We start from the raw sequence: 22,325 nt of genomic DNA, 5'->3' as shown, positions 1-22,325 counted from the left end.
AGTCCCACGCGTCCGCGGGTACGCAGGCGATCAGCTCATCTCGCCGACTGAGAACGCATCAGCCCTGGGGCCGATGCTGGCGGCTTCGCCAGGAAGGCAGGAAGCGACCGGCGATCCTGCCGCAGCCTCACCGCGCTGTGACTAGCCGCTTCGCTTGGAGGGGTTTGCCGGTTCTGTGATCTCCAGGACCACGGCGGGAAGTGTGGACTCTAGGATTTGCCTGTGGGGCAGGGTGAGGCCGAAGTGCCGTTCGATGATCTCCAGTGTGGTGCGGTGCACTTCGCGGCGGGGCATGCCGGCGTTTGGGAGGCCGGCAGCAGCCAGCATTTCCTCGACGCGTACTGCTACCTCGGTGTCACCGCTCACGCCGTCGTATCCCCATGAACGGTCCAGGTGGAGATTGAAGGCACACATGAGACGCTCGTCGTGGAGGTAGGAGAACTGAGGTGGTACCGGCTTGCCGTTCTCCTCTTCGAATTCCAGCTGGAAGACGTGTGCACCACCCCGGGATACAGGTGGTTGCGGGCCGAACTCCGCCTGCCAGCCTCCGTACTTGACCGCAAAGACCCATTCGCCGATCTCTCCGTAACGCAGACCTATCACGGGGTAGGGGTCCCAGGGGCCGTCCTCCACGACATCGGTCAGGTCCTTGCTGGTGAGCTGGGCCAGACTGCGCGGCGTGCGCGGCGGCCCGAACACTGTCGCGGTCAGCCGAGATACCAGCTCTTCGGCATCCAGCCCTCGGGCGAGGACCACGCTGTAGCCACCGAAGGCGATCGGCTGGGGAGCAGCAAGCCATGCAATTCCGTCGGTCATAGCGATCATCGTGACGTACCTCTGCCGAGCATGTCACGAGGCCCCACAGCCGCACTCCTCCAGTCAGGACATTGCCCCGACGCGCTCATTCGCCAATTGAAGTGCTTCGCCGTTTCCGAAACAGACATGAAACTCACGAATCGCCCTCTCGGACCGTTTTGTGGTGGTGGAGTGTTTGCCAGCGGTGTTCGAAGGTGTGGTGGTGTTTTTTGAGGTCGGTCGTGTGGATGGGGTGGTTGTACTGGGCGGTGATGCCGTGCTGTGCAAGGTCCTTGGCGACGCGGTCGGGGGCTGGATGGTCATCGATGGCTCGGTGCTGGGCCCAGATGGTGTAGATCCGGAACTGAAGGAAGTAGCGGGCCAGTGTCTTTGCTCTGAGGGGCTGGTTTTCGCGGTCCAGGATCCCCTGGCTGGCGAGATACGCCGACAGCTCGGTCGCGTCTGGCTCTGTCTTGTGCTGTTGCTGGAGGTCCTGCCAGGCCAGGTAGTAGCGGTCGACAGGAGTGAGGCTGTGTGGATGGGGTGTTGTCCTTTTATCAGGCGTCAACTCGTCGGGCGGAATCACCGTGTTGGGGTCTGTTTCCTGGCCGGAACGCGGGGCCTGCGCATTTCGCGGTGGAGACACGGCGTCTGCTGAGCGTCCGGGGCGGAGTGATTCTGCGGCCCCCAGGGCTGGGGGAATGGAGCTGAAAGCCGCTTCATCCGGAGCGGTGTGCAGGGCAGGCGGTTCTTCATCCCACTCCCACTCCTCGTCCCCGTGGGCATTCTCCTCCAGGTCGTATCCGGGGTCGTAGTCGTCCTCGTGGGCGGCCTCTTGCAGCAGATCGTCGGACCACAGGCTTGCGTCCGGCCCCGGGTGTTGAACATGTTCCGGCTGCTTGTGGGGCTCGTTGTCATCAAGGTCTGGATGCTGTTCGCCAGCAGGGGCCGTGTCGTTCTGTACGGCCGGTGCCGCCTCGGGGGTGCGACTGCTCGCGGCCGCGTCGGCCGACTGCGGGGCGGGGGGCAGCAGTACGGGTTCGATGCCCGCCGCGGCGAGGCCCGAGGGGGCCGTCTGCGCGAGCGGGACGCCGTAGCGGGTCAGGCGCAGTGGCATGATCGATTCCACCGGGGCTTTGTGGCGCCAGGCGTGGCCGTAGCGGGTGTGGAGGCGGGCCTGGTAGACGAGGCGGTCCTGCTCCCGTTTGATGGCCTGTTCGTAGGAACGGAGTTCCCAGAGCTTCATGCGGCGCCAGAGCAGGAACGTGGGGATGGGGGAGAGCAGCCAGCGGGTGAGGCGGACGCCCTCCATGTGCTTGTCGGCCGTGATGTCGGCGATGCGGCCGATCGCGTGCCGGGCCGCCTCCACCGAGACCACGAACAGGATCGGGATGACCGCGTGCATGCCGACGCCGAGCGGGTCGGGCCAGGCCGCGGCGCCGTTGAACGCGATGGTGGCGGCGGTCAGCAGCCATGCCGTCTGGCGCAGCAGGGGGAAGGGGATGCGGATCCAGGTCAGGAGCAGGTCGAGGGCGAGCAGGACACAGATGCCCGCGTCGATGCCGATCGGGAAGACATACGCGAAGGTGCCGAAGCCCTTCTTCAGGGCGAGCTCGCGCACGGCGGCGTACGAACCGGCGAAGCCGATACCGGCGATGACCATCGCACCGGAGACGACCACGCCGATGAGTCCTCGCTGGGTGCGGCTGAGGGCGGCCGGGGCACGGTGCGGCCCGGGTGGGAGGGCGTCGGTCTGCGCTGCATCGTGGTCCGCTCCCGGTCCCGCTCCCGGTTCTGGTCCTGCGCCTGCGCCCGCTCCCGCTCCCGCTCCCGCTCCCGCTCCCGCTCCCGCTCCTGCGCCCGCTCCCGCTCCCGCTCCCGGTCCCGGTCCCGGTCCCGGTTTGGGGTTGGGGTTGGGTTTGATGGGAGGGGTGGGTGTGGGGGTTGGTGGTGAGGGTGGTGGTGAGGGTTGGGTTGTGGTCATGGCTGCTGTGTCCGGTGGGGGTGTGGTGCGCCGAGGAGGTCGTTGATGAGTTGTTCGGTGTCCGGCTCCAGTGAGCAGTCCAGTGCCCGGTTCACCTGCTGGACACGGGCGATGGCTGTCCCGGTCCTCTTTTGCTGAGCAGATCCTTGAGCGCTGACCTGTGGATTGCTCAGTTCGGAGAGCGGGATGCATCCGGGGTTGACCAATGGCCAGTGCTGACCTGGTCGGTTCCTTTGTGTCTGTGACCTGCGGCTTCGTAAGTGGTTAAGCTGGTCTGCTCTCCGTGAGCGTTGATTGCTCAGTGTGGGAGGGGCGCCGGTAGTAGCGGACGGGTGGCTGGTTGGAGTGGTGGTCGGGCGATCTTGCTTGGTCGGTTCAACCGCTGCTGGTTGGTGGGTTGTTCGCGGAGATCGAGACGCTTGAAGTCGGTCGGAGGAGCCGGGCTGCCGCGCCGTGTCGGTTGGTGCGGCGAACGTGGTGAGTAGGTCGCCGGCCACAGGACCTGCATTGGTCAGGCGGACAGCTCTAACGCCCCTGCATCTCACGCGGCCGCGCTGCCGGTTCGGCAGCGCGGCGAAACCTCCGGTCTCATCCTCGAGGGCGTTACGTTCCCTAGACATCCCATATATAGGCTATATAGAGTACGGCTATGGGTAGTCCGCGTATGACCCTGCAGACCCAACTGGTGCTGCGGGCTTTGCTGGTGGATCCCGCCAAGCAGTGGTACGGCCTCGAGCTGTCCGCACTGGCGGGACTGGCGCCGGGCACGATCTATCCGATCCTCGTCCGGCTGGAAGAGGCCGGCTGGGCGGAGAGCACCTGGGAAGACCCGGCCATACACGAGAAAGCCGGACGGCCGCGCCGCCGCTTCTACCGGATCACCGAGTACGGAGCCGAAGAGGCCCGCCTGGCCCTCGCGCGCGTCTACCGTGCCCGCAAAAAGCCGCTGCCGGGCTGGGTGGCAGTGCACCCGGTCGGCGATGGGGGAGTGTCATGAGGGCGTGGCACCGGTTAGCTGCCCGGCCGGGCAGCCGGCATGACAACAGTTCTTCCCTTGAAGGCCTATTGGGTGTCGTGAGGGCGCACCACCCCGCCGCCGATCTCGCTTCCATCGAGCTCGCCCACGAGGAGGCCGCCCGCTGGCACGAGGGGCAGACCCGCCGCAGCGGCGACCCGTACCTGACCCACTGTCTTGCCGTTGCCCGGATCGTCGCCGATGTGGGTATGCCGCCGACCGTGGTTTGCGCCGCCCTGTTGCACGACGTCATCGAGGACACACTCTGTCCGCCGAGTCGTCTGGCCGGGCAATTCGGCCTGTGCGTCGCCCAATTGGTGGCAGATGTCAGCACCGTCGACCTGCGTGCCATCCCGCCGGACGCCGCGCCGCGGTCTGTCCAGCGGCCGCACAGCGAGGCGGTGCTGGTCATTCGCCTTGCCGACCGACTCCACAACATGCGCACCATAGAGTTCGTCGCCGCGGCCAAGCAGTACGGCAAAGCCCGCGAGACCATCGAAGTCTTCGCCCCCCTGGCCCGCGCGGCGGGCTTGGCCGACGTCAGCCGTGAACTGCACGATCTTTCCGCGGCCGTGCTCCAGCCAGCACCGAACCCCTACGCCGTCACCACACGCCTGCTGGCCCTGCTCACTCTGTTGCTGCCCGGTGCGCAGCGAGCCCGATGGCGACAGGAATGGCAAGCGGAACTGGCCGCCCTGCCCACCCGCCGCACCCGTGCCTGTTTCACCTTCCGGGTGCTGCTCAGCACGCCCCACCTGTCCATGACCCTGCGCCGCCCCGTCTGCCGGGAGCCACGACGATGAGGTGGACAGCCCGCATCGGCGGCCTGCTCGGGGCGGCGGCCGCCTTCGCGGCAGCCATGGTGAACGCAGGCCCACCCGGCTGGGTGGCCGCAGGACTCACCGCAGGCGCCTTCATCCTGCTCGTGCTCGTCCTGTTCCTCCCGAGCGAGACACCCGCCCGCCGCCTGGGGCAGCTCATCCTGGCCTGGCGAAACCCCACCGGAGCCACCGCCGGACCAAACCCCCGCCCGCTCTCCAGCGCGCCCTCCCCGACCACCCGAAACGGCGGCATCTGACCTCGCAGGCGGCAAGTCCCCTCAGTAACGCGGGCTCTGACGTTGCCTGTGATCAAACCGAATGATTCGGCGGTCAGTCGGCCACGGCCGGTCCGGGAGTCCGCGTCGTGGGTCCGCAACTGGCGCAGGGCCCCGACCGGCCGGTCCCTTCCCCTTCCGGCAGTGGCGGTCTTCGGTGCTCCGGTGCGTCCGGGGCCTGGCAGGATGGAGCAGTTCACACGGCTTGGGGGAGAGCCGCGCAGTTAAGGGGGCATCGTGGGGATGGAACGTGAGGTGTCGGAGGAACTGTGCCGGCACTGCGGTGAGCCGATCGTTTTCGTCAACGACCGCTGGAGCCACGGTCGTTACGGGTTCGGGGGATGGGGAACGGTTGGCTGCAGCGCTTACAGCTACACCGCGCACGGTGACTGGGACCGGCGCCTGACCAAGTCGGAGAAGGCGGCACCCCGAACGCGCGGACAGCGCATGGGGCGTGAGGAGTTCCCCGACTGGCCGGGACTGCAGCAGCAGCGCCGTGAAGCCGAGCGCAAGGAACGGGAAGCGGCCGAGCTGGCGGCGACACGCTTCGCACCGCCCCTGGCCCGGGCCGTGAAAGCAGCCGAAGAGATCATCGCGGATCCGGCCAGCACCACGTTCCGGGCCCTGGAGCGGCGCCGTCAGGCGGTGTGTGTGGCGATGGAGCGGCAGGCCTCCCGGACCGCCGCTGCGCGCCTTAAGTCCGGCAGTATGCCGGGGTATCCCGCTGCTGGGGATGAACTCGACCGGCTTCTTCAGCTCACTCAAGAGCTGTTTCGAGCACTGCGTGCCGCAGAGGGGCTCCTGCCTCCTGCAGAGGCGGTCAAGGCCGCCACGAGCCGCTACGCTGCGCGCATCGACCAGGTCGCGACGGAGCGCTACAGCCGTCTTCCCGTCAGCGCCGATGGGGCCTTCGAGGAACGTCGTGCGCTGGATGCGGCCCGGCAGCGGGTTCAACAGCCGTAGCGGTGCTGGGGCGCCTCATCACAACGGCGAGGCGAGGGCCTCAAACCTTACCCGGGCCGGGCCGTTCCGGCGTTGTCGTTGCTGGGGTGTGGGCTCGCTACCGCCTGCGCCGCTGAGGGGTGCCGCGGTCGGCACGGAACGAGTAGCCCGGGTGCGGAGGCGTCCTCCTGCCTGACGTGCCCGCTACGCCATGGGACCGGTGACGCGACCGAACCGGTCCGGAAGCGGGGCCAAGGCGCCCAGCTCAAACGAGACCAGCCCACGTCCAGGGTCCTGTTCGAACCGTTTCCCGGTGGGATGTCAGTGCCTGCTCCTAGTCTCTTTGCCATGACGTTAGCGATGCCCAGACGGCCGGTCAGTGAACTCCCGGGTGATCCTGCCCGTCTTCACTTCCATTACGGCTATGGGCATCCCGCGGTGCCCTACGACTCCGAGGACACCCTGGAATCCTGGTATGTCACGGTCACCTACGGGATGGCGAGTGACGAGGAGTGGGAAGACGAAGAGGACGGGGGCGATGGTGCCCCGGCTGCGGGATCCGAGATCGGGCATCTGATCCTATGGAGGCTGCGTGACTACACCGGCGACAACCGGTGGGAGGTGGCGGACGCCGAGTCTGGCGATCTTGAGGTCATTGTCTCCGCGGTCCTTGGCCGTTCCCAACGCGACGGCTACAGCGCCGCGTTCGAGAAAGCTGTCACCCACCCCGTCGGTGATCTGCTGATCCTCGACCGCGTCAGCCTCGACAAGGAATGGAGAGGTTTCGGGCTGGGGCCGGCCCTGGCCGGCGAGGCGGTCCGCCGCCTGTCCGGGGGCTGTTGCGCGGTGGCGGTATTTCCCGCTATGGGGGAGTACCCCGAAGGCCGTGAGCAGGTCACCGAGGCCTACCGGCGCCAGGCGAAGAAGAAGATTGCCGCGCTGTGGGAGAGCATCGGCTTCCAGCCGTTCCGCCGCGGGGTGTGGCTTCTGGACACCGCCCTGTGCCAGCCGGAGGAACTCATGCAGGCCCGGCGCGCTGAACTGCGCGCGCTCGGCACGGCCTTCCAACGCCGCCCGTCCGCCTGAGAGCGGGCCTGCCGGACCCCACGGCTACGGCAGATGACGGCACCGAGGGTTGGCGGCGGAGCCCGCGTACGATCGCGTCTTCCGGGGGCGTAGTGGCGCGGATGACGCGAACGCCGCGAAGAAGAGGAGGAGTTGGCGAGTCATGGGGGAGAGCGGAGCGGTGGACGAGGATATTCAGGATGCGCTGGGCTGGGCACGGCAGCGTCTTGAGGAGATGGGCGTCTTTGCGGCACAGGACGGACTGCGGTGGGCGGCGGCTCACGGCCTCGTCATGTCCGTGTGGCGCAACGGTCCGATCGAGAACGCGCATGCTTCCCGGCCGACCAGTCGGCGCAAGGCGTTGCGCGACGGGACGATGTTCGCCCGCAACACCTGGCTCATCCGGCAGGCGTTCGACGTCCTGGGCTCCGACGACGAGTTCCGTCTCTATGAGCTGGAGGACCTGATCCTGGACCGGGACATGATCTGGCCGGGATGCGAGGGGACCCTGACGGACTTCGGCTGGGGGTTCCTCGGGGAGATCAAGAAGCAGGTGAAACAGCGCATCGACATGTTCGGGCACTTCGAGAAGGTCCTGCCGCCTGACGACTTCCTCGTCTTCGCCGGCGCTCCCCGGATCGGGACCCACGACGACCATTACGGCATGCCGAAGTGGCCTGCCTGCGTGGACGCGGCGATACGCCGACTGCGCGGCGAGGACGAGGAGTTCTGGCGCGCACGGGGGGATTTGATGACCCGTATCGGTCCCGCTCCTGCTTCCGTCACCGCGGACCTTGAAGCAACCCGGAATCTGCTGCTGGGGGCCCCATGGGAACTGGGCGCCGAAAGCCTGGGCTGGTTCGCCTGGAATCCGGTCCTGCGATCACCGCGCACGACGCCCTAGGCCCAGGCAGGAACAACGGCCGCGCCTCGCAGTACGCACCGCCGCCCGTGGCACCTAAACACCGCGGCCTGGCGCCGGCCCGCCCTCCCAGGGGGCGGGGCCGTGTGGCCAACAACAGGCGGCAGTCCGGGAGTTGTCACCGCGACGGTGCGTTGCCTTCGTGCGGAGCGCCGCCGTGCCGGATGCCGGGAGGACCGGCGTTCGCACGAGAGGGCAGCCGCCCGATGCAGGGGTGGTGTCAGCCCTCGCGAGGCGCTGCGGGACGGTGCGGGCCCCGTCCGGAATACCGGACAGCACCGTTGGCGATCATGATCTCGTGGGCGGGGACCATGCGCGGTGGCAGCCGGCGCACACCGCCGTGGCCCACCCGGCCGGCGTGTCACCGCGCGCCCCGTGCCCGCGCCGAGCGCGGCAGCCTCCGCCGCGGCGGCCCTGACGAACCGGGCGGCCGCCGCGCGGGCGGCCTGCTCACCCGTGTCGGTCTGCACCCGCGGGCCTTCGAACTTCGCCTTCACCCCAACAGCACGGTAGCCGGGCCGTCGGGCGGCCAACTGCTCGTGCAAACGGTGCAGTACGGTGTGCCGGCCCGGGCCGAGGCCGTTGGCAGGCGAGGAATCTGCATCACCGGCAGATCCAGTGCGGGGCCCTTCTCGTGCACGGCCTCCTCCTCGCCCGTTCTCCTGTCTTCAGGGCACGTCGAGGTCGAACTGCTCCAGCCAGTCGGCGTTGCCTGCCCCGGCGACAGCCACGACACCGCACGTCAGCCAGATCATCGCCGGCAGCAGATCGTCGCCCAGGTCCTCGGTCACCTCCGCCACGGTCACATCGCCGGCCCCGGGAACTCCGATCAGCCCCGACATCCGGGAGGCCGTCTCGCCTGCCCGGCCGCCGAGGTACTCATCGACCCACGCCGTGGCCGCCTTGGCCTGCGCCGGCGACAGGCCCGACTCCCGCGCCCCGGCCAGCCATCCCGCCAGCACCCCGAACGACACGCCTCCCGCCAGCCCGGCGGCCTCGTCCCCGGACTCCTCCGCCAGCCGCTCCAGCCCGATCACAACCCGCAGCGCGATGCGCGGATCGCGCCGCGCCAGGATCGTGGCCACCACGTTGCGCAGACTGGCGACCGCCGCCGTCCGGCCGTCACCGGGAAGATCCTCGCCCGCGACGGCTTCGGCCCCGGCGGCTTCCTGTTCGCCGAGTGCCGCCGACTGGTAGGCGTGCACGGCATCGCTGAAGGCCATCACCTCGGCGGCGGAGAAGGTGTGCCGGTTGTCCTCCGTCACCAGATACCCGCACTCGCGCCAGGCGTGCACGAACGCGGGATCCACGCCCGAACGGTCCGCCGCCTCCAGCAACTTGTCCATCACCGGGCCGATGCCCTCCTGCGTCAAAGGGCGCGGCTCGTCAGCGTCGGGATCGAAGAAGACCGGATCGTGCGGGCCGGGCGGCCGTCCGAACTTCTCTTCGAAAGCGGCCCGTTGCCCCTCCATCGCCTGCCGCATGTGCACATCCACCTCCGAGCCGGCAGCCCAGGACACCTCGACCGAACCATCCGCCCCCCTGCGCCGCTGCACAAACCGCGGATCGCCCTGACGCTGCGCCACCACCCGGGCATGCTCCTCGGTGAACTCCTCCACCGCCGCCGTGCGCCGCTGCTGCTCCGCGCGGCCACGCGCCCGCGCGTTGTCCCGCTGACGCTGCGCCTTCGACTTCTTTCCCAACGATCTGCCTTCCTCCTGCGGCCCGGACATGTCGACCCTAAGCAGTCCGCCGCTTCACGGACGCCCTTTGCACACAAGATGAAAGACCCGTCGGCCACCCCTGCAAAATGCCCGGGCCCCAAGAGCCCGTCCTGCCGCCGTCCGAGGAGCGCTGCGGTGGCAGGACAAGCCGGGACAGGCCCCCGCCCTGCACCACCGCTGCCGGTTCGAAGGGAGAATCCGGCAGCGGTGGTGCACGAGGACCCGAAACCCGCGATCCCGGCACGAGTCACACCTGCGGCCGCCCATTGCACGGGCGCCGCCCGGCGTCTGCCAGGTAGGGTGCTGGGGTGGATCAGCACGGCACTCAGGGAGAACGCGGGCGTTCCGCTCCCGACGGGCAGCCCACGCTGTGGCAGGTCCCCGATGACTCCGCCACCGGCATGCCCTTCGCGGTCGCGCTCCTCGCCCTCGGTTCCGCCCACGGCCTGGGACACAAGGGACTGCACGCGCTGGTACGGGAACACCGGGAACAACTCGGCCGGCTATGGGACGTTCCCGACAGCCGCCTGGCCGACGAGCTCGCCCGCGTCAAAGTCCCCACCGCCCGCAAGGTCGCAGACGAGATCAGCACCCATCGTGCCGACCTGCTGGCAACGGCCCGGGCCAAGGCCGACGAACTCGCCCAGCACAACATCAGCATCATCGGCCCCTCCGCGCTGCCGGCCCGGCTCGCTGCGCTCCCGGGCGCACCGTTGTGGCTGTTCGTCGAGGGCGACCCCAGTGCCCTGTACGAGGGCCCGCACGTCGCGGTCGTCGGCACCCGGGACGTGACACCTGACGGCGTGCGCGCCACCGAAGCCGCCGTGCGCACCCTGGCCGCCTACCCGGTCACCCTGGTGTCCGGTCTCGCCAACGGCGTCGACGCGGTCGCGCACCGGGCCGCCCTGCGCGACGGAGTACGCAACGTCGCCTTCCTCGGCCACGGCATCGACATCATCTTCCCGGCCGAGACCGCGGACATCCGCGCCCGCATCGTCCGCACCGGCGGGGCCGTCGCCAGTGAGTACCTGCCCGGCGAGTACTACCGCAAGGCCCAGTTCGTCCAGCGCAACCGCCTCCAGGCCGGTCTCGCGGATCTCGTCGTCGCCGCCGAGGGACGGCGCACCGGCGGCACCGCCCATACCGTGCGCTTTGCCGCCACCTACCGCCGCCCGGTCATCGGCTTCACCTGGCCCGGCGCTGGCGATCTGGCCGACCTGATCGGCACCGAGCCCACCGGGCGGCTCATCGACATCTTCACCACGGCCGGCCGCCGCACCCTCGACGCTCTGTGCCGCAGCGCGGCCGACTCCTACGGACACACCACCTTCGGCCTGAGCCTGGTCGAGCGCCAGCTCGGCCGCGAGGCGGAACTGCGTGCCCTGCCCCCCGAAGACCTCGTACGGCTACGGCAGTTCCTGGATGATCTGCTGGGCCAGGAAGACGGTGGTCATGCCCGCTAAGGCAGTCATCTTCGACTACAAGACCCTCCTTCTGAAGCCCGGTAATGCCGCGGCCGCCGAGACGGCCGCGCTGCTGCACAGCCTTGCCGCGCGGGGACTGCAGTGGTGCATCCTGTCCACTGACCCGCTCTCGCCGGCGCAGAAAGAGCGGATACAGCAGCTCGGCTATCCCGCCCCGAGCCTGCTGGTCGACCGGTCCCACATAGCCGGCGGCAAGAACCGCGGCTCACCGGCCTGGATCGATGCCGTCACCACCGCCCTGCACCTGCAGCGGTATGAGCTGCTGTATGTCGGCTGCACGGCCCTGGACTGGCGCACCGCCATCAACTCCGGCGTCATGTACCAGCACGCCGCCTGGGCCGCCCCGATGCCCGGCGGCACCACCTCGCTCGTCGCCCACGCTCCCGGCGACGTGGACAGGTTCCTGGAGATGTTCCTTTCGGGCGACCCGAGTTGGTCGCACCGCACCGATCAGGACAACTGGTCACTGCGCTCGCTGCTGCCGGCTTCCGCGCGGCTGCCCTCGACCTCGCCCGGCACCACCTTCAGGCTCCAGGACGTCTTCACCTACAAAAGGCCGGTGGAGATCGGGGATGCGGACGCCCGGAGCGTCCTCATGCTGTTCGTCCTCGCCTACGCCTATCTGGAAGACCTGATCCCTGCCAGTCCCTACTTCTGCATCTACCCCAGCAGCACGAGCGGTCAGGTCAGCGAACGGCTGAAGACCTATCTGGACAAGGCAGCCGCACTCTTTCACGGCTACTACCGCGAGGACCTCCTCGTCCGCGCCGTCGACGCCCCGGACACCAGCCTGGAGCGCTGGAAGGCCAGCCAGGGCCAGGCGGCTAAGGACGTCTCCATCGCCACGCAGGCCCAGACGGTGCACTTGGGCCCCGGCTACCGCGGCAAGCTCGGCGCGAAAACCGTCGTCGTCGTCGACGACTTCACCACCCACGGCATGTCCCTGGAATGGGCGCGCCTCCTGCTGACCGCAGCCGGAACCCGGCGGATCGTCATGCTCACCGTCGGCAAGTACGGCAGCCGGCACACCCGCTACGACCTCAAAGACCCCAGTACGCTCGCCCCGTACCGGATCAACACCCTTACCGCTGACAGCTTCACCACGACCTCACTGACCCCCGTCTTCGACCCCCAGGCCGAAGGCCGCCTCTACCAGCGCCTCGCCGCAGCTCTGGACTCCTCCCAGGACTGACAACACCACCGGCCGGCCCCGTACAGGCCGACAAGGCCGCCGGGTCTGCTCGCGGCCCGGTCAGATCAGCCGGTCCCGGTCGCGGGCCGCGGTGTCGCGGACGAGCCGGGCAAAGTGTTCGCGGCTGCGGTCCTGGTGCTGCTCGGTCTGCTCGTCGTCCCATTCCTCCACGTCGTCTGTGCCGGATTCCCCCTCGTGCTCAAGACCCTCGTACTCGTCATAGAGGAGCCAGCAGCCGTGGATGCCCGTAAGAAGGTCTTCGAGGAGGTCACGTGCGGGGCGCTGAGGGTCGAGAGGAGTCAGGCGCAGGGGCATGCGGGTGAGGTCGGCCTCCGTTGTGCCCTTGTATTGGGCAAGCGTTCCCTCCAGATCGTCGAGTTGCTCCCGCAGCGCGGCAGCGTCGGGCAGCAGGCCGACGGCGACGTGCATGGCGTGGCGCACCAGGCCGGTGACAGCCTGATGGGGGCTGGCGCCCTGGCCGATGAGATCGAGGACCAGCGTGGGCGTCTCGTGGGGGAGAGCCTCGATGTTGTCGGCCTCGAGAACCACCTCGGCGGGGTTGAGCCCGGCCGCTTCGGCGGCGACGTCGGCCGCCGCGGCGAGCCAGTGCGCCGCTGCGACGGCGGCCGCAGTCGGGTCGACACCGACGAAGAGCTCGGCAGGGCCGAAGGGGTCTTCCTGCAGAAGATGGTTCGAGGCGGCGACCTGGACGGGAGAGGCGTCCTCACGGCTGAGGAGAACCGCCTGCTGGGCGCGGCCGCTGAGGTCGCCGAGTTCGGCGCTCTCCACGGCAGCGAGTTCGGCGGCCACGGCCTTCACCAGCTGCGGATCGTCCAGGCGGTGCAATGCCCGTCCGACCCGGTGCGCGGATTCAAGGAGCCTGCTGTAGGAGACGGTCATCGAACCGCCGCTGGGCAGGTTCGGGCGGGTGATTGCGTCGGCGACCTCGCTGAAGTGTTTGCGCTCCTGTTCTCGACGCCATCCCTCGCTGTTGGCCTCCAGGGAGCCCGCAGCGCTGGCGGGATGCGTGTAGGTGCGCCACGCGGCACTGGAGAACTGGGTCAGAGCGCGGGCCAGACTCAGGAGCCCGGTGGTGCCGGCGCCGGACGGCAAGGCGGCGGCACTAGCGGCCAGGTCGCCTTCACCGGTTCCCCAGGCGGCTATCAGCTCGTGCCGGTCGAACACGACACAGTAGCGGGTCATGAAACTGCTCCTCCGCGGACAGGCGATGCCATGGTGCTGAGCTGAGCCTATGGGGACGGTCGGCAGAACCGGCACGGGATGACCTGTGAGGCACGGCCACCGCTGTGGTCGGGTGCCTCTCCGTGCGGCACTCTGATACCAACTCCTCGTTGAGCCTGCGGTGACGACAGGTCAGCTGTCGTCCTGCGGCGTTCTGCCACCTCATGCCCGAAGGCTCTGCACTCCGGTAACACGTTGCCCAGCTGGCAGCGTGCACCGCATCATCAGCCCATGACTGATCCTTCCCATCACCCCAATCCCGGTACAGGCCTGCTCGGCCCGAACTATGCACGCCACAACCAGCCCAGTGCCACCACGGACACTGAGGAAGGGGGACGGTGGGTGGCTGTCGACGAATCGGGATGGGACGGGGACCAACTGCACGGTGAGGAGCGCAGCCGTTACCTGTCGATCGGATCGGTCGCCATCAGCGACGCCGACGCGGCGCCCATCGTCGACGAGATCCGCACCGCCATCCGCCTGCAGGCACCCGAGCTGAAGTTCTCCAAGGCCTTCGCCGGCCCGAAGAACGGCCAGCGGCGCCTGGTTCTGTCCGAGCTGCTTTCACCGGGAGGCGCCCTGTATGGGAGGGCATCGGTCTATCTGATCGACAAGCACTACTTTGTCGTGGGCAAGCTGATCGACCTGTTCGTTGAGGAACAAGCCCACAGGCAGGGCCGTAACCTCTACAGGGCCGACCGCGCACGCAAGATGGCCCGCAGCCTGTTCGGTGAGGGGCCGCGTGCCCTGGGACCGGTGCTCTTCGACCGGCTGCTGTCGTCCACCGTTGCCTTCACCTCCCACAAGAACCGGGAGCAGCAGGTGACCGTCGACGATTTCTATGAGGTCGTGGAGGAAGCCTGGGCCCGTTCGCGCCGGCGCAATGTCACCGAAGCCCTGGCGCTGCTGCGCACCACCCGGCAGGAAGCCACCGAATACCTTCGGGACGCACACGGGCCGGACGCCTTTCTTCCGCAGGCGTTGGAGCCCCTGATTCCGGCCGTTGCCGCGATCACCGCGAACTGGTCCCGGAAACTGGGGCGGGTGAACATGCTGGTAGACGACCAAAGAGCCCTGTCCGATGCGAACTTCGACGACATCGAGACGGAAGCACATGGCCGTGGACATCCCGAGTTCCGCCACCTCTCCAGGGGAGTACACCTGGGACACCTGCGGCGCGGGCAGTCCACACACCACCCCTCGCTGCAGCTCGCAGACCTGATCTCGGGCGCCGGATTTTCCGTGGCACAGCGTCACAGCGGGCTCGTCAACCCTGCCGGGGAAGACCTCTACCGCGTTGTCGTACCGCTCATCGATGAAGCAGGCATGCTGCCCCACGACGAGCCTGCCCGCGTGGCCGTATCTTCTCCTTGAGCAGTCTGGCCTTTCGATACCCCGGGATCGACAACGACCCGGAGGCGGAGTGGGGTGCCCTGGTTGCGGTACGCCGTGTCGGCGAGTTGTCTGATTGGCCGGAAGCGATACACCGGGGTTGAACTGCATGTTCCCGTAACGGTTCTGCCCGGGCTGACACGGGCCGCCCATGCCAGGGGGCGGACGGCCTCGGACCAGTCGGTGCCCTCCAGCAGGCGGGCGCCAGCTCCGGCGGCTTCGCGCATGGGCCGACGGACCGTCAGGCCCATGCGGTCGGCATCATGACTGATCATTGTCCGTGCGATCGCGATGCGAAGCGTGCCGCGCCTTCTCGTCGGCGAATGCGCCTGCCAGCCACCCGTCCCTGAACTTGCAGGCCGCTGTCCCGGAGTTGCATCCCCGGATGTCCTTACAGCGGCCTGACCGTTGTTTTCCGCTCACCCCGGACCCTGGCCGGATGGCGGCCAGGCACTGCGGGAAGACGACGTCCTGGCCGGCGCCCCGCTTCAGTGGATCTGCTGAAGGGCCGCCGCCGCAAGCGCAGCAGCGAGCAAACCCTTCTGTATGACACCGAGTTGGGTAGATCGCCAGTTTGAGGGCCGGATGTCCGAGCCCTGGTGCAGGATGACAGCACCGGGCTTCGTCTCTGTGCGGAAAGCCAGGACCGGGGATGGGACCTGCTGCGTCGATGGGGGCGTTCGTGTTTCAGCGTCATCTTCACCGTCACGGTGACATCGATCTGGTGATGTCCGCGCTGGGGAGTGATCCTCAGTGCCTGCCGGTCCTGATTACATGGGGTGCGGCGTTGCGGCGGGACGTGGCTTCGGCCTTGCGGGAGGTCATCGCGACCAGAGCGTGGCAGAGCGACTCCCGTGTGCACAGGGCCGCGGTGAACTGGCGTGAGGAACCCCGCTTTCAGGTCTTCCTCGACCAGGGGCTCGAAAAGCGCCGCAACCGCGGCCCCAAATACGAGCACCTGGACATCGCTCTGCTGACGTTCCCCGAAACCCGCGCCGCTCTCTACCGGGTGAACGCGGCGGAATGCCCGCAGCACTGCCGAACGGAGACCGGCACCTTTGCCGAGGACCGTCATGCGGACGACTACCGCGAGGCACTGTTCGGCTGGTACGCCGCCATCCAGCACGCGCACGCCTGCGTCGTGCGGGCAGCGCGCTGGTTTACGGCAGCGCAACCGTCCGACCCCCGCCGGCCTGAGACCTTCACCGACTGGATGAGCGGAACCCGGCACCGCCACAGCAGCGGTAGCGCACAGGAGACGGACCCGGCCGCCCAGCATGCCGTGCGGGAAATCATCCTGATGATGCACGCCTGGAGCCCGCACACCTTCGAAGCCATCGACGTGGCCTTCCAGAAGGCGGAGGGACAAGACGCCTCCCACGCCTGGGGCGGCGGCTTCGAGCCCGCGGGACGGCCTGAGGCCCAGGCGGCCGCGGAAGTACTCGCGAGCGTCCTGACCCCACAAGAACGCCAGCAGGTCCGGGACGTCATCGGCAGTATCGAAGCCGACGACGAGGACCGCGACATGGACCTCGCCAAGGACAGCACACGGGCCTGCACCAGCGACCGCCACCGCACCACCGGCGCCGAATCCGGCGAGCGTGAGGCTTGCGCCACGGCCCGGGCCCGCGTGTACGAGGAGGCCTCCCAGCCCTGGAGCGAAGGCGTCGACCGCACGGCTGGCGCAGCCCGCCTCGCCCGGTTCCTGCTCGGACCCCGCAACGACCGGATCAGCACCGCCCTCGCCGTAGCCCGCGCGGCCGTCGCCCGGGACACCACCGACACCACACCGCAGCTCTGGCACGACAACGCCCCACTCCTGAGGCAAGCCCGTGAAGCCGCGGGACTCGACCTCCACGACGCCGCCCGGCACCTGGGCATCAAGTCCGCCACGCTCGAGCGCTTCGAACAGGCAGCGGGCAAGCTCCCCGGACGCCCGGTCTCCCTCGGCTACCTCCAACTCCTCACCCTGACCTGCACCCAGACGGGCCGCACCGTCCCCGACTGCATCCCGCAGGCCATCTCCCAGCCGGTTACCTCCCTGCCGACCACCCTGTAGTACGCCACCGCCACACACTGTGCGAGGAACCCCGTGTTCGAAGAGGTACATCACCGGCCCTGCGGACGACCCACCAAGTCCGGCGCTCCCTGCCGTGCGCAGTTCTCGGGTCCGGGCTTCGCCTGCAAACTGCACACCACCGACCACGAAAAAGCCCTTGTAGAGGCATACGAGCAAGGCCTTGAGACCGGCCGTGCTCAAGAAAGAGAGTGGGGACAACGCGTAGAGGCCGCACAGGTCGAACGCCTTGAGCGCCAGATACGCAGCCTGCGGGAAGAACTCGACGCCAAGAACCGCCGCTTCGAGGTCGGCGGCGACCAGGCTGTCACCGTCGACGGCTACGGATACCGCTGGAGCGGCTCCGGCACGCTCGAAGTCGGCGACCGTGTGCTCTTGCCCGAGAACTACGTCAGCGCCATGCGCCACGGTCCCGGGCCCCTTCCCCGGGACCGTAACTGAACTAGGCACCACCTATACCGGAACTCTCAGCAGAGTCATCTCCCGAGCACCCGCCAACCCACGGCAGACCGGCTGAAAACCACAAGCCCAAAGCCGTCATCCGAACCGACCAGCGGAGGCTTTCCGTGAAACGCGAGCGCGCCACCACGCTCCTCAACGACATGCTCAACCGGCTGGAAGGGGGAGGCTGGCCGCTGGACCTTGTCGACGAGATCCTCGTCTTCGGCTCCTACGCACGCGGCGCACTGAACCCCTCGGACGTCGACCTGGTCGTGGAGCACCGCAGGGACGACCGTCTCGTCTCCGAGTTCCTTCACTCCCTGTCCTACGGCGGCGACCCCTCCGCCTCGATGAAGCGCGCCCTGAAGGGCAACAGCCGCGGCCTGCAGATCCACTTCGGTGAACGCAAGAGCCTCGAAGCGGAAGGGTTCGAACTGACCTTGCTGTGGACCCGGGGCGAACCCGTCGATGCCGCCCGCACCCGGCTCGCCGCCATCACCCCCGACCCCGAGGCAGGCCGCGCCCCACGCGACCACATGATCGAAGCCTTCGACGGCATCGACCGCTGGGTCCCGCGCCCGGTCCGCATCGATCTCACCGACCTCGTCGACCGCAAGGCCGCGACCATCCGCCAACTCCAGCTCCCCGACACTGAACCCGCCCACCCTGCAGCCCTCGAAGCTCTCACCCGCTGGAGCGAGACGAGCCCGCTGCGCCGCGCCGCGGCAGCCGTCCTCGCCCACCTCGAAGCCACCTCCCGCCCCCTCGACTCCGTCTACCTGCACGGGGAACCGGTCATCGGCAGCCGCTACAGCGACACCACCTGGCAGACCAGCATCGGCTTCGGCTGGAGTCACCACCGCAGCATCTCCCACCACCTGCAGGAGGGCACCGACTGGTTCGAGGTCGTCCGCCCCACCCGGACCCAGCCCCTGCACACCCTCCACATCACCGTCCAGGACCGCTCCGCCCTCCCCGACCTGTGACGGCCGCCCATGCCCGGGTGAGCCTGCGTCAGCCGACGGTGCCGTCCGGCAGACCGGACGGCAAGACTCCTGCCAGATGCCCTGGCCGGCGCCGCGTCGGCGAACACCCCACCACCGGATGCACACCACACTCCTGGCGCATGCGGTTACGGACCTCTTCACTCAGACGGGTCGAGGTAGGCGGCCAGCCGTTGCTGCCAGGCGGCGTCCTCTTCGGACAGGACAGCGCAGCAGATCTGCTGGAGGGTGCCGTCGTCGCTCCAGATAAGAAATCGGCGCCGGCAGGCCTGGAAGGAGCCCAGAGATGGGGGAAGCCGTGTCCACGCCTGTCCGGTGCAGGCGATGTGGACGATGCCTTCCAGGATCTGCCGTTCGCTACGGGGACGGCCCCCGGTATGAGACCGCGCGGGCAGCAGCCTGGACAGGGACTGCCAGGCGACATCACTGATCCGCGGCCGCCACACCGGCATCCCACCGGTCAGCGAAAGCAGTTCATCAACCAGACGCCGCTGCTCTGGCAACAACAGTGTCCGTCGCGCACTCTGCTCCCGCAGCCAGGCGGTGATGTGCTCGTCGTTCGGGGCATCGGGCCACCACTCGACACCGTCCGGGAGCCCGGTCAGGTGGTAGCGGGAGGCCCACCACATGCGCTGCCAGGCCACCGGCCAGGGCGGGTTCCACCATGCATCGAGGTCCGTCAGGCGGTGTCCCAGCCGGGTGAGCCGGCCGAGGCTGCGCTGCCGCTGGCGTTGATTTCTGAGCCAGGTCCCCAGCGCGAAACCGTCAACGACGGTGGGCTGAGACACGGCGAGGTGGCCGTGGCGAGCAGTGTAGGCATGAGCGACAGCCAGGCCATCGGCGACCGGACGCCGCTGCCCGGACCACGTGTGGAACAGCTCGACCTCGCCCGTGGACAACCCGATCTCAGCCAGCAGCGCCCGCTGGCCATCGTGTAACTGCCCGTAGCTGGCGATCTGGTGGCGCAGCCACCGCTGAAGCCAGCCGGGCAGCCCGGCCAGGTTGTCGCCGCCGTGCACCGGCCCCTGCTCGTGCACATGGGCGCGGGCGCGGTACCAGGCACGCTGCCAGTCGACGGGCCAGGGCGGGTTCCACCATGCATCCAGGCGTCGAAGCTGTTCCGTCTGTTCCACGGTCAGTGACGTCGCGTCGGCACGCCTGTTGGCCAGCCATCGCCCCAGATCGAACTCTTCCCGCGCTCGGCCGCCGGTGTGCGCGATGGCCAGATGCCCGAACCGCTCCACATGAAGACGGGCCTGCTCAAGTCCTTCGGTAAACAACTGTGCATGCCGCTGTTCCAGGCCCCGGCCGTGTCCGGTCCGCCGCGGCACCGCCAATTCCACCCGCCACCCTCGAGCCGCCGGTCCGCCACGTCCTGCTGCACCCGAACCCTCACGGGCGCCTGGGCCTGCGCCCAGAGGGTCTGACAGCCGGCGCAGCCCCGTTCCTACTTCCGTCGGCCGGTGCGCGCTGTGTACCCACCACAGCCCATACCGCCCCTGCTGCGGCGGCGATCCCGCCGGACGGCGCTGCTCGCGTACCGCCGCGCGAGCCCAGGACGCCAACGGGCCGCCATGGCCGTCCGCTTCCAGTTCGCCCAGCCACACCCGTCCCAGACGCTCGCCCAACGCGGCAGTAAACCGCTCACCGCCACCCCGGCCGCGCACCAGGGCACCCGCACCGCTTCCGGCAGCCAGCTGCTGCATCCGCGGATCCACCAGAGCTTCCGCGACCGCGACGACCTCCGGGAACACCACCACGTCCCGTACCAGCAGCCGCCACTGCTCAACGCCCCAGCCCGCCGGATCCGGACACCACCGGCGCGTAGCCGCCACCAGCTGCTCTAGGCGCGGCCCCCATACCGTCTCCCGCTCCCAGAAATCCTCCCGCCCCCACCACCCGCACACCACCGCGCGCGCTAGCCCGAACACCTGACGAGGCGCCGCGTCGGCCGCCTGCCCTATCCGCTCCACCCGGTCCCACTGACGCTGCGCCCGGATCAACTCCATCACCAGATTCCCGGCATCAACGAATTCCACCGGATGGCCTTCGCCCACCTCCAGCAGCCACCGGCCATGCCGCGCACACAGCCGCCGCCACTGCGGCCAGTACGCCCAGACCGGCGCCACGCCGCTGCCACGCCGGGCCGCGCACAACCTGCAGCCGAACACCACCGGCCCCCACTCCGAAGCCCCCGACTGCCACCTCGCCCACCCCTGCCCGTCCTCGCCACGGCCAGCCAGCTCCGTCGGCCCTGCCGTCCAGGACGGCAACGCCCGCGCGAGATGGCCTGCCGGCACACGGCACCAACCGGCCAACTGCCCCTGCGCCACTACATTGAGGAGCACCTCACCGTCGGGACGCACACCATGCCTTTGATGCACGGGATTTGCCCACTGCCACCACGCCGTCAGGTCGGTTACCTGCAGCCGGTAGGCGGACGCCACCCGGTGCAGAAAAGACCACGTCGTTTCCCCTGGAAGGGGTGTCACCCGCAGGACCGCCTCCACAGCATCGATTTCCGCCCAATTCGCTCTTGCTTCCTGGCCGCTGCGGTGCAACCCGGCGACCCTGGAACCGACTGGTCAAGACGGCACGGTGCGTGACCGGTATGAAGAGCGCACCGGCTCTGCTTGGAGACCCCCGGCGCGGGGTAGCCGCCCGGCCGGGGAAGCGTAGGAACCAGAGGAGCAGAGCGACTGTGACAGGACGTCAGGCGGAGTCCTGGTCAGGAGTATCGGTCTCGGCTGCCAGAGTCTTGTCCACGAACTCACTCACCAGGAGCCTGACTTGGGAAGCGGGCACGGCCTGTTCCCATCGGTAGGGGGACGTATGGTGCCAGCAATGGAGACGGAAGCGGATGGACCCATCTCCCTCCACCGCACCCCACGGATATCGAGGCGGCTGCGTACACGAGTCGTGAGGGTCGAACACGAATGTGCGGAGCACGACGTCGGGTTGGTGCCGCGGCGGCACCATACCTTCACGACGGCAGCCGTCGCACCGCAAGAGGTGCTGTACCGCGCCCGGGCGGTTGATGAACTGGTAGCCGCCGCCTTCGTACGTATTGCAGCTGGCGCACACCGGACCACGGACGAATCCGTGCTCGTGGCAGTGGTCCCAGCACATGGCCTGCCGCGGGCTGGGGCACAAGACGCACAGGAATGCGTCCGGTTGCGAGTTCTTCGGAAGCGACTTGTACTGCCTGCCCCGCAGATGGCCTTTGTACTGGCGGGCGGCGGCGCTGGTGCATGAGGGACACAGGGTGGTGTAGCCGGCAGTGCTGGAGGAACGCCATTCCCAGATGTCTCCTTGGGCCCCGCACCGGCTGCAGCGGGCGGCCTTTTCGGCGAACTCGGTGGCGATTTGCTCCGCCCGGTCGAGAAGGGCGGCGTAGGCACGCGGGACCATCCAGATCGCGCCGGACCACGTCAATAGCGGCAGTGGGCGCGTGGAGGCGATACTCTGCTGGCCGTAGCGTGCTTCGACCTGTTCCCGGGTCGCCCCGCACCCTAGTCCGTGCTGGTTCGGCCGGGTGCGGTCGCATGGTTGTTGACCTTCGCAGTGGCAGCCGTTGGCCGTCTGGTCCTCGTAGGCAACTTGGTCGAACCAGTTCATGATCTGCAAACGCCACGTGCGTCCGCGGTCGGTGGGTTGAGGACGGGCGTCGACCAGATCGTCGAGATCGATCGCGAGCGAGGCCAGCCGTTCACCGGCTTTGCGGATGTCCCGTTCGTCCAGCCGCCACCGGTTCTTGTGTTTGTAGCCGCGGACGGCGACATCTCCGATGAGCACGTGGTCACTGGTCTGGAAAGCGTAGCGGGCCATGTTTGCCGGGGCTGCAGGAACGGCGCAGCCTTTCGTCAGTTCCTTCAGTAACTGGCCCGCGTATTCGGGGCTGATGAGCGGCATGATGTATCTCCTTGCACGCGTTGAGGAAAAGGCGGGGG

At 68.5% G+C, this 22,325-nt stretch carries 18 protein-coding genes; 12 read left to right on the top strand and 6 right to left on the bottom strand.

Going from position 1 to position 22,325, the window contains the following annotated elements:
* Nucleotides 1-141: 141 nt before the first annotated feature.
* On the bottom strand, nt 142-825 hold the full coding sequence (locus OG226_RS00315) for a hypothetical protein (RefSeq protein ID WP_329347219.1): 684 nt from the start codon (nt 823-825) through the stop codon (nt 142-144).
* A gap of 124 nt (nt 826-949) precedes the next feature.
* Nucleotides 950-2,458, bottom strand: coding sequence for a DUF2637 domain-containing protein (locus tag OG226_RS00310; protein WP_443066976.1), 1,509 nt, complete (start codon nt 2,456-2,458; stop codon nt 950-952).
* A gap of 985 nt (nt 2,459-3,443) precedes the next feature.
* Between OG226_RS00310 and OG226_RS00305 the strand changes: the two genes are divergently transcribed.
* From OG226_RS00305 to OG226_RS00280, 6 genes are all read left to right on the top strand, one after another.
* Nucleotides 3,444-3,776: a PadR family transcriptional regulator gene (locus OG226_RS00305; protein WP_329347215.1), complete on the top strand. Its 333-nt coding sequence runs from the start codon at nt 3,444-3,446 to the stop codon at nt 3,774-3,776.
* A 77-nt stretch (nt 3,777-3,853) separates the two neighbouring features.
* Nucleotides 3,854-4,597, top strand: a complete 744-nt coding sequence (locus OG226_RS00300) for an HD domain-containing protein (protein ID WP_329347214.1) — start codon at nt 3,854-3,856, stop codon at nt 4,595-4,597.
* Nucleotides 4,594-4,872 carry a hypothetical protein gene (locus tag OG226_RS00295; RefSeq protein ID WP_329347213.1) on the top strand — a complete coding sequence of 93 codons (279 nt, stop codon included), beginning with the start codon at nt 4,594-4,596 and terminating at the stop codon, nt 4,870-4,872. Before OG226_RS00300 ends, OG226_RS00295 begins: the two co-directional genes overlap by 4 nt.
* Nucleotides 4,873-5,133: 261 nt before the next feature.
* Nucleotides 5,134-5,853, top strand: a complete 720-nt coding sequence (locus OG226_RS00290; protein ID WP_329347210.1) for a hypothetical protein — start codon at nt 5,134-5,136, stop codon at nt 5,851-5,853.
* Nucleotides 5,854-6,180: 327 nt separating this feature from the next.
* Nucleotides 6,181-6,918, top strand: coding sequence for a hypothetical protein (locus OG226_RS00285; protein ID WP_329347209.1), 738 nt, complete (start codon nt 6,181-6,183; stop codon nt 6,916-6,918).
* A gap of 142 nt (nt 6,919-7,060) precedes the next feature.
* Nucleotides 7,061-7,801, top strand: a complete 741-nt coding sequence (locus OG226_RS00280; RefSeq protein WP_329347208.1) for a hypothetical protein — start codon at nt 7,061-7,063, stop codon at nt 7,799-7,801.
* A gap of 686 nt (nt 7,802-8,487) precedes the next feature.
* Here the strand turns inward: OG226_RS00280 and OG226_RS00275 are convergent.
* Nucleotides 8,488-9,522, bottom strand: a complete 1,035-nt coding sequence (locus OG226_RS00275; RefSeq protein WP_329347207.1) for a hypothetical protein — start codon at nt 9,520-9,522, stop codon at nt 8,488-8,490.
* Between the two features lie 329 nt (nt 9,523-9,851).
* On the opposite strand from OG226_RS00275, the gene OG226_RS00270 reads away from it, so the two are divergent.
* Together OG226_RS00270 and OG226_RS00265 are read left to right on the top strand one after the other, a co-directional pair.
* Nucleotides 9,852-11,006: a DNA-processing protein DprA gene (locus tag OG226_RS00270; protein WP_329347206.1), complete on the top strand. Its 1,155-nt coding sequence runs from the start codon at nt 9,852-9,854 to the stop codon at nt 11,004-11,006.
* A complete protein-coding gene (locus OG226_RS00265) occupies nt 10,921-12,219 on the top strand; it encodes a hypothetical protein (RefSeq protein WP_329347204.1) in 1,299 nt (432 codons plus the stop codon). The genes OG226_RS00270 and OG226_RS00265 overlap by 86 nt, the downstream gene beginning before the upstream one ends.
* A gap of 60 nt (nt 12,220-12,279) precedes the next feature.
* Here the strand turns inward: OG226_RS00265 and OG226_RS00260 are convergent, their stop codons facing one another.
* A complete protein-coding gene (locus tag OG226_RS00260) occupies nt 12,280-13,422 on the bottom strand; it encodes a hypothetical protein (protein ID WP_329347203.1) in 1,143 nt (380 codons plus the stop codon).
* A 270-nt stretch (nt 13,423-13,692) separates the two neighbouring features.
* Between OG226_RS00260 and OG226_RS00255 the strand changes: the two genes are divergently transcribed.
* The 4 genes from OG226_RS00255 (at nt 13,693) to OG226_RS00240 (ending at nt 18,357) form a co-directional block, all read left to right on the top strand.
* Nucleotides 13,693-14,835, top strand: coding sequence for a hypothetical protein (locus OG226_RS00255; RefSeq protein ID WP_329347202.1), 1,143 nt, complete (start codon nt 13,693-13,695; stop codon nt 14,833-14,835).
* A gap of 889 nt (nt 14,836-15,724) precedes the next feature.
* Complete coding sequence (locus tag OG226_RS00250) at nt 15,725-16,912, top strand: helix-turn-helix domain-containing protein (RefSeq protein WP_329347201.1); 1,188 nt, start codon at nt 15,725-15,727, stop codon at nt 16,910-16,912.
* 33 nt (nt 16,913-16,945) lie between these two features.
* Nucleotides 16,946-17,371: a hypothetical protein gene (locus OG226_RS00245; RefSeq protein WP_329347200.1), complete on the top strand. Its 426-nt coding sequence runs from the start codon at nt 16,946-16,948 to the stop codon at nt 17,369-17,371.
* Between the two features lie 125 nt (nt 17,372-17,496).
* A complete protein-coding gene (locus OG226_RS00240) occupies nt 17,497-18,357 on the top strand; it encodes a nucleotidyltransferase domain-containing protein (RefSeq protein ID WP_329347199.1) in 861 nt (286 codons plus the stop codon).
* Between the two features lie 158 nt (nt 18,358-18,515).
* Here the strand turns inward: OG226_RS00240 and OG226_RS00235 are convergent, their stop codons facing one another.
* Nucleotides 18,516-20,822, bottom strand: a complete 2,307-nt coding sequence (locus OG226_RS00235) for a transposase (protein WP_329347198.1) — start codon at nt 20,820-20,822, stop codon at nt 18,516-18,518.
* A 265-nt stretch (nt 20,823-21,087) separates the two neighbouring features.
* On the bottom strand, nt 21,088-22,287 hold the full coding sequence (locus OG226_RS00230) for an endonuclease domain-containing protein (protein ID WP_329347197.1): 1,200 nt from the start codon (nt 22,285-22,287) through the stop codon (nt 21,088-21,090).
* Between the last annotated feature and the right edge of the window lie 38 nt (nt 22,288-22,325).

It is taken from the genome of Streptomyces sp. NBC_01261, from assembly GCF_036226385.1.
Classification (GTDB): Bacteria; Actinomycetota; Actinomycetes; order Streptomycetales; family Streptomycetaceae; genus Streptomyces.
The sequence above is the reverse complement of the archived record's forward strand: the minus strand, read 5'-3'. Positions and strand labels throughout refer to the sequence as shown.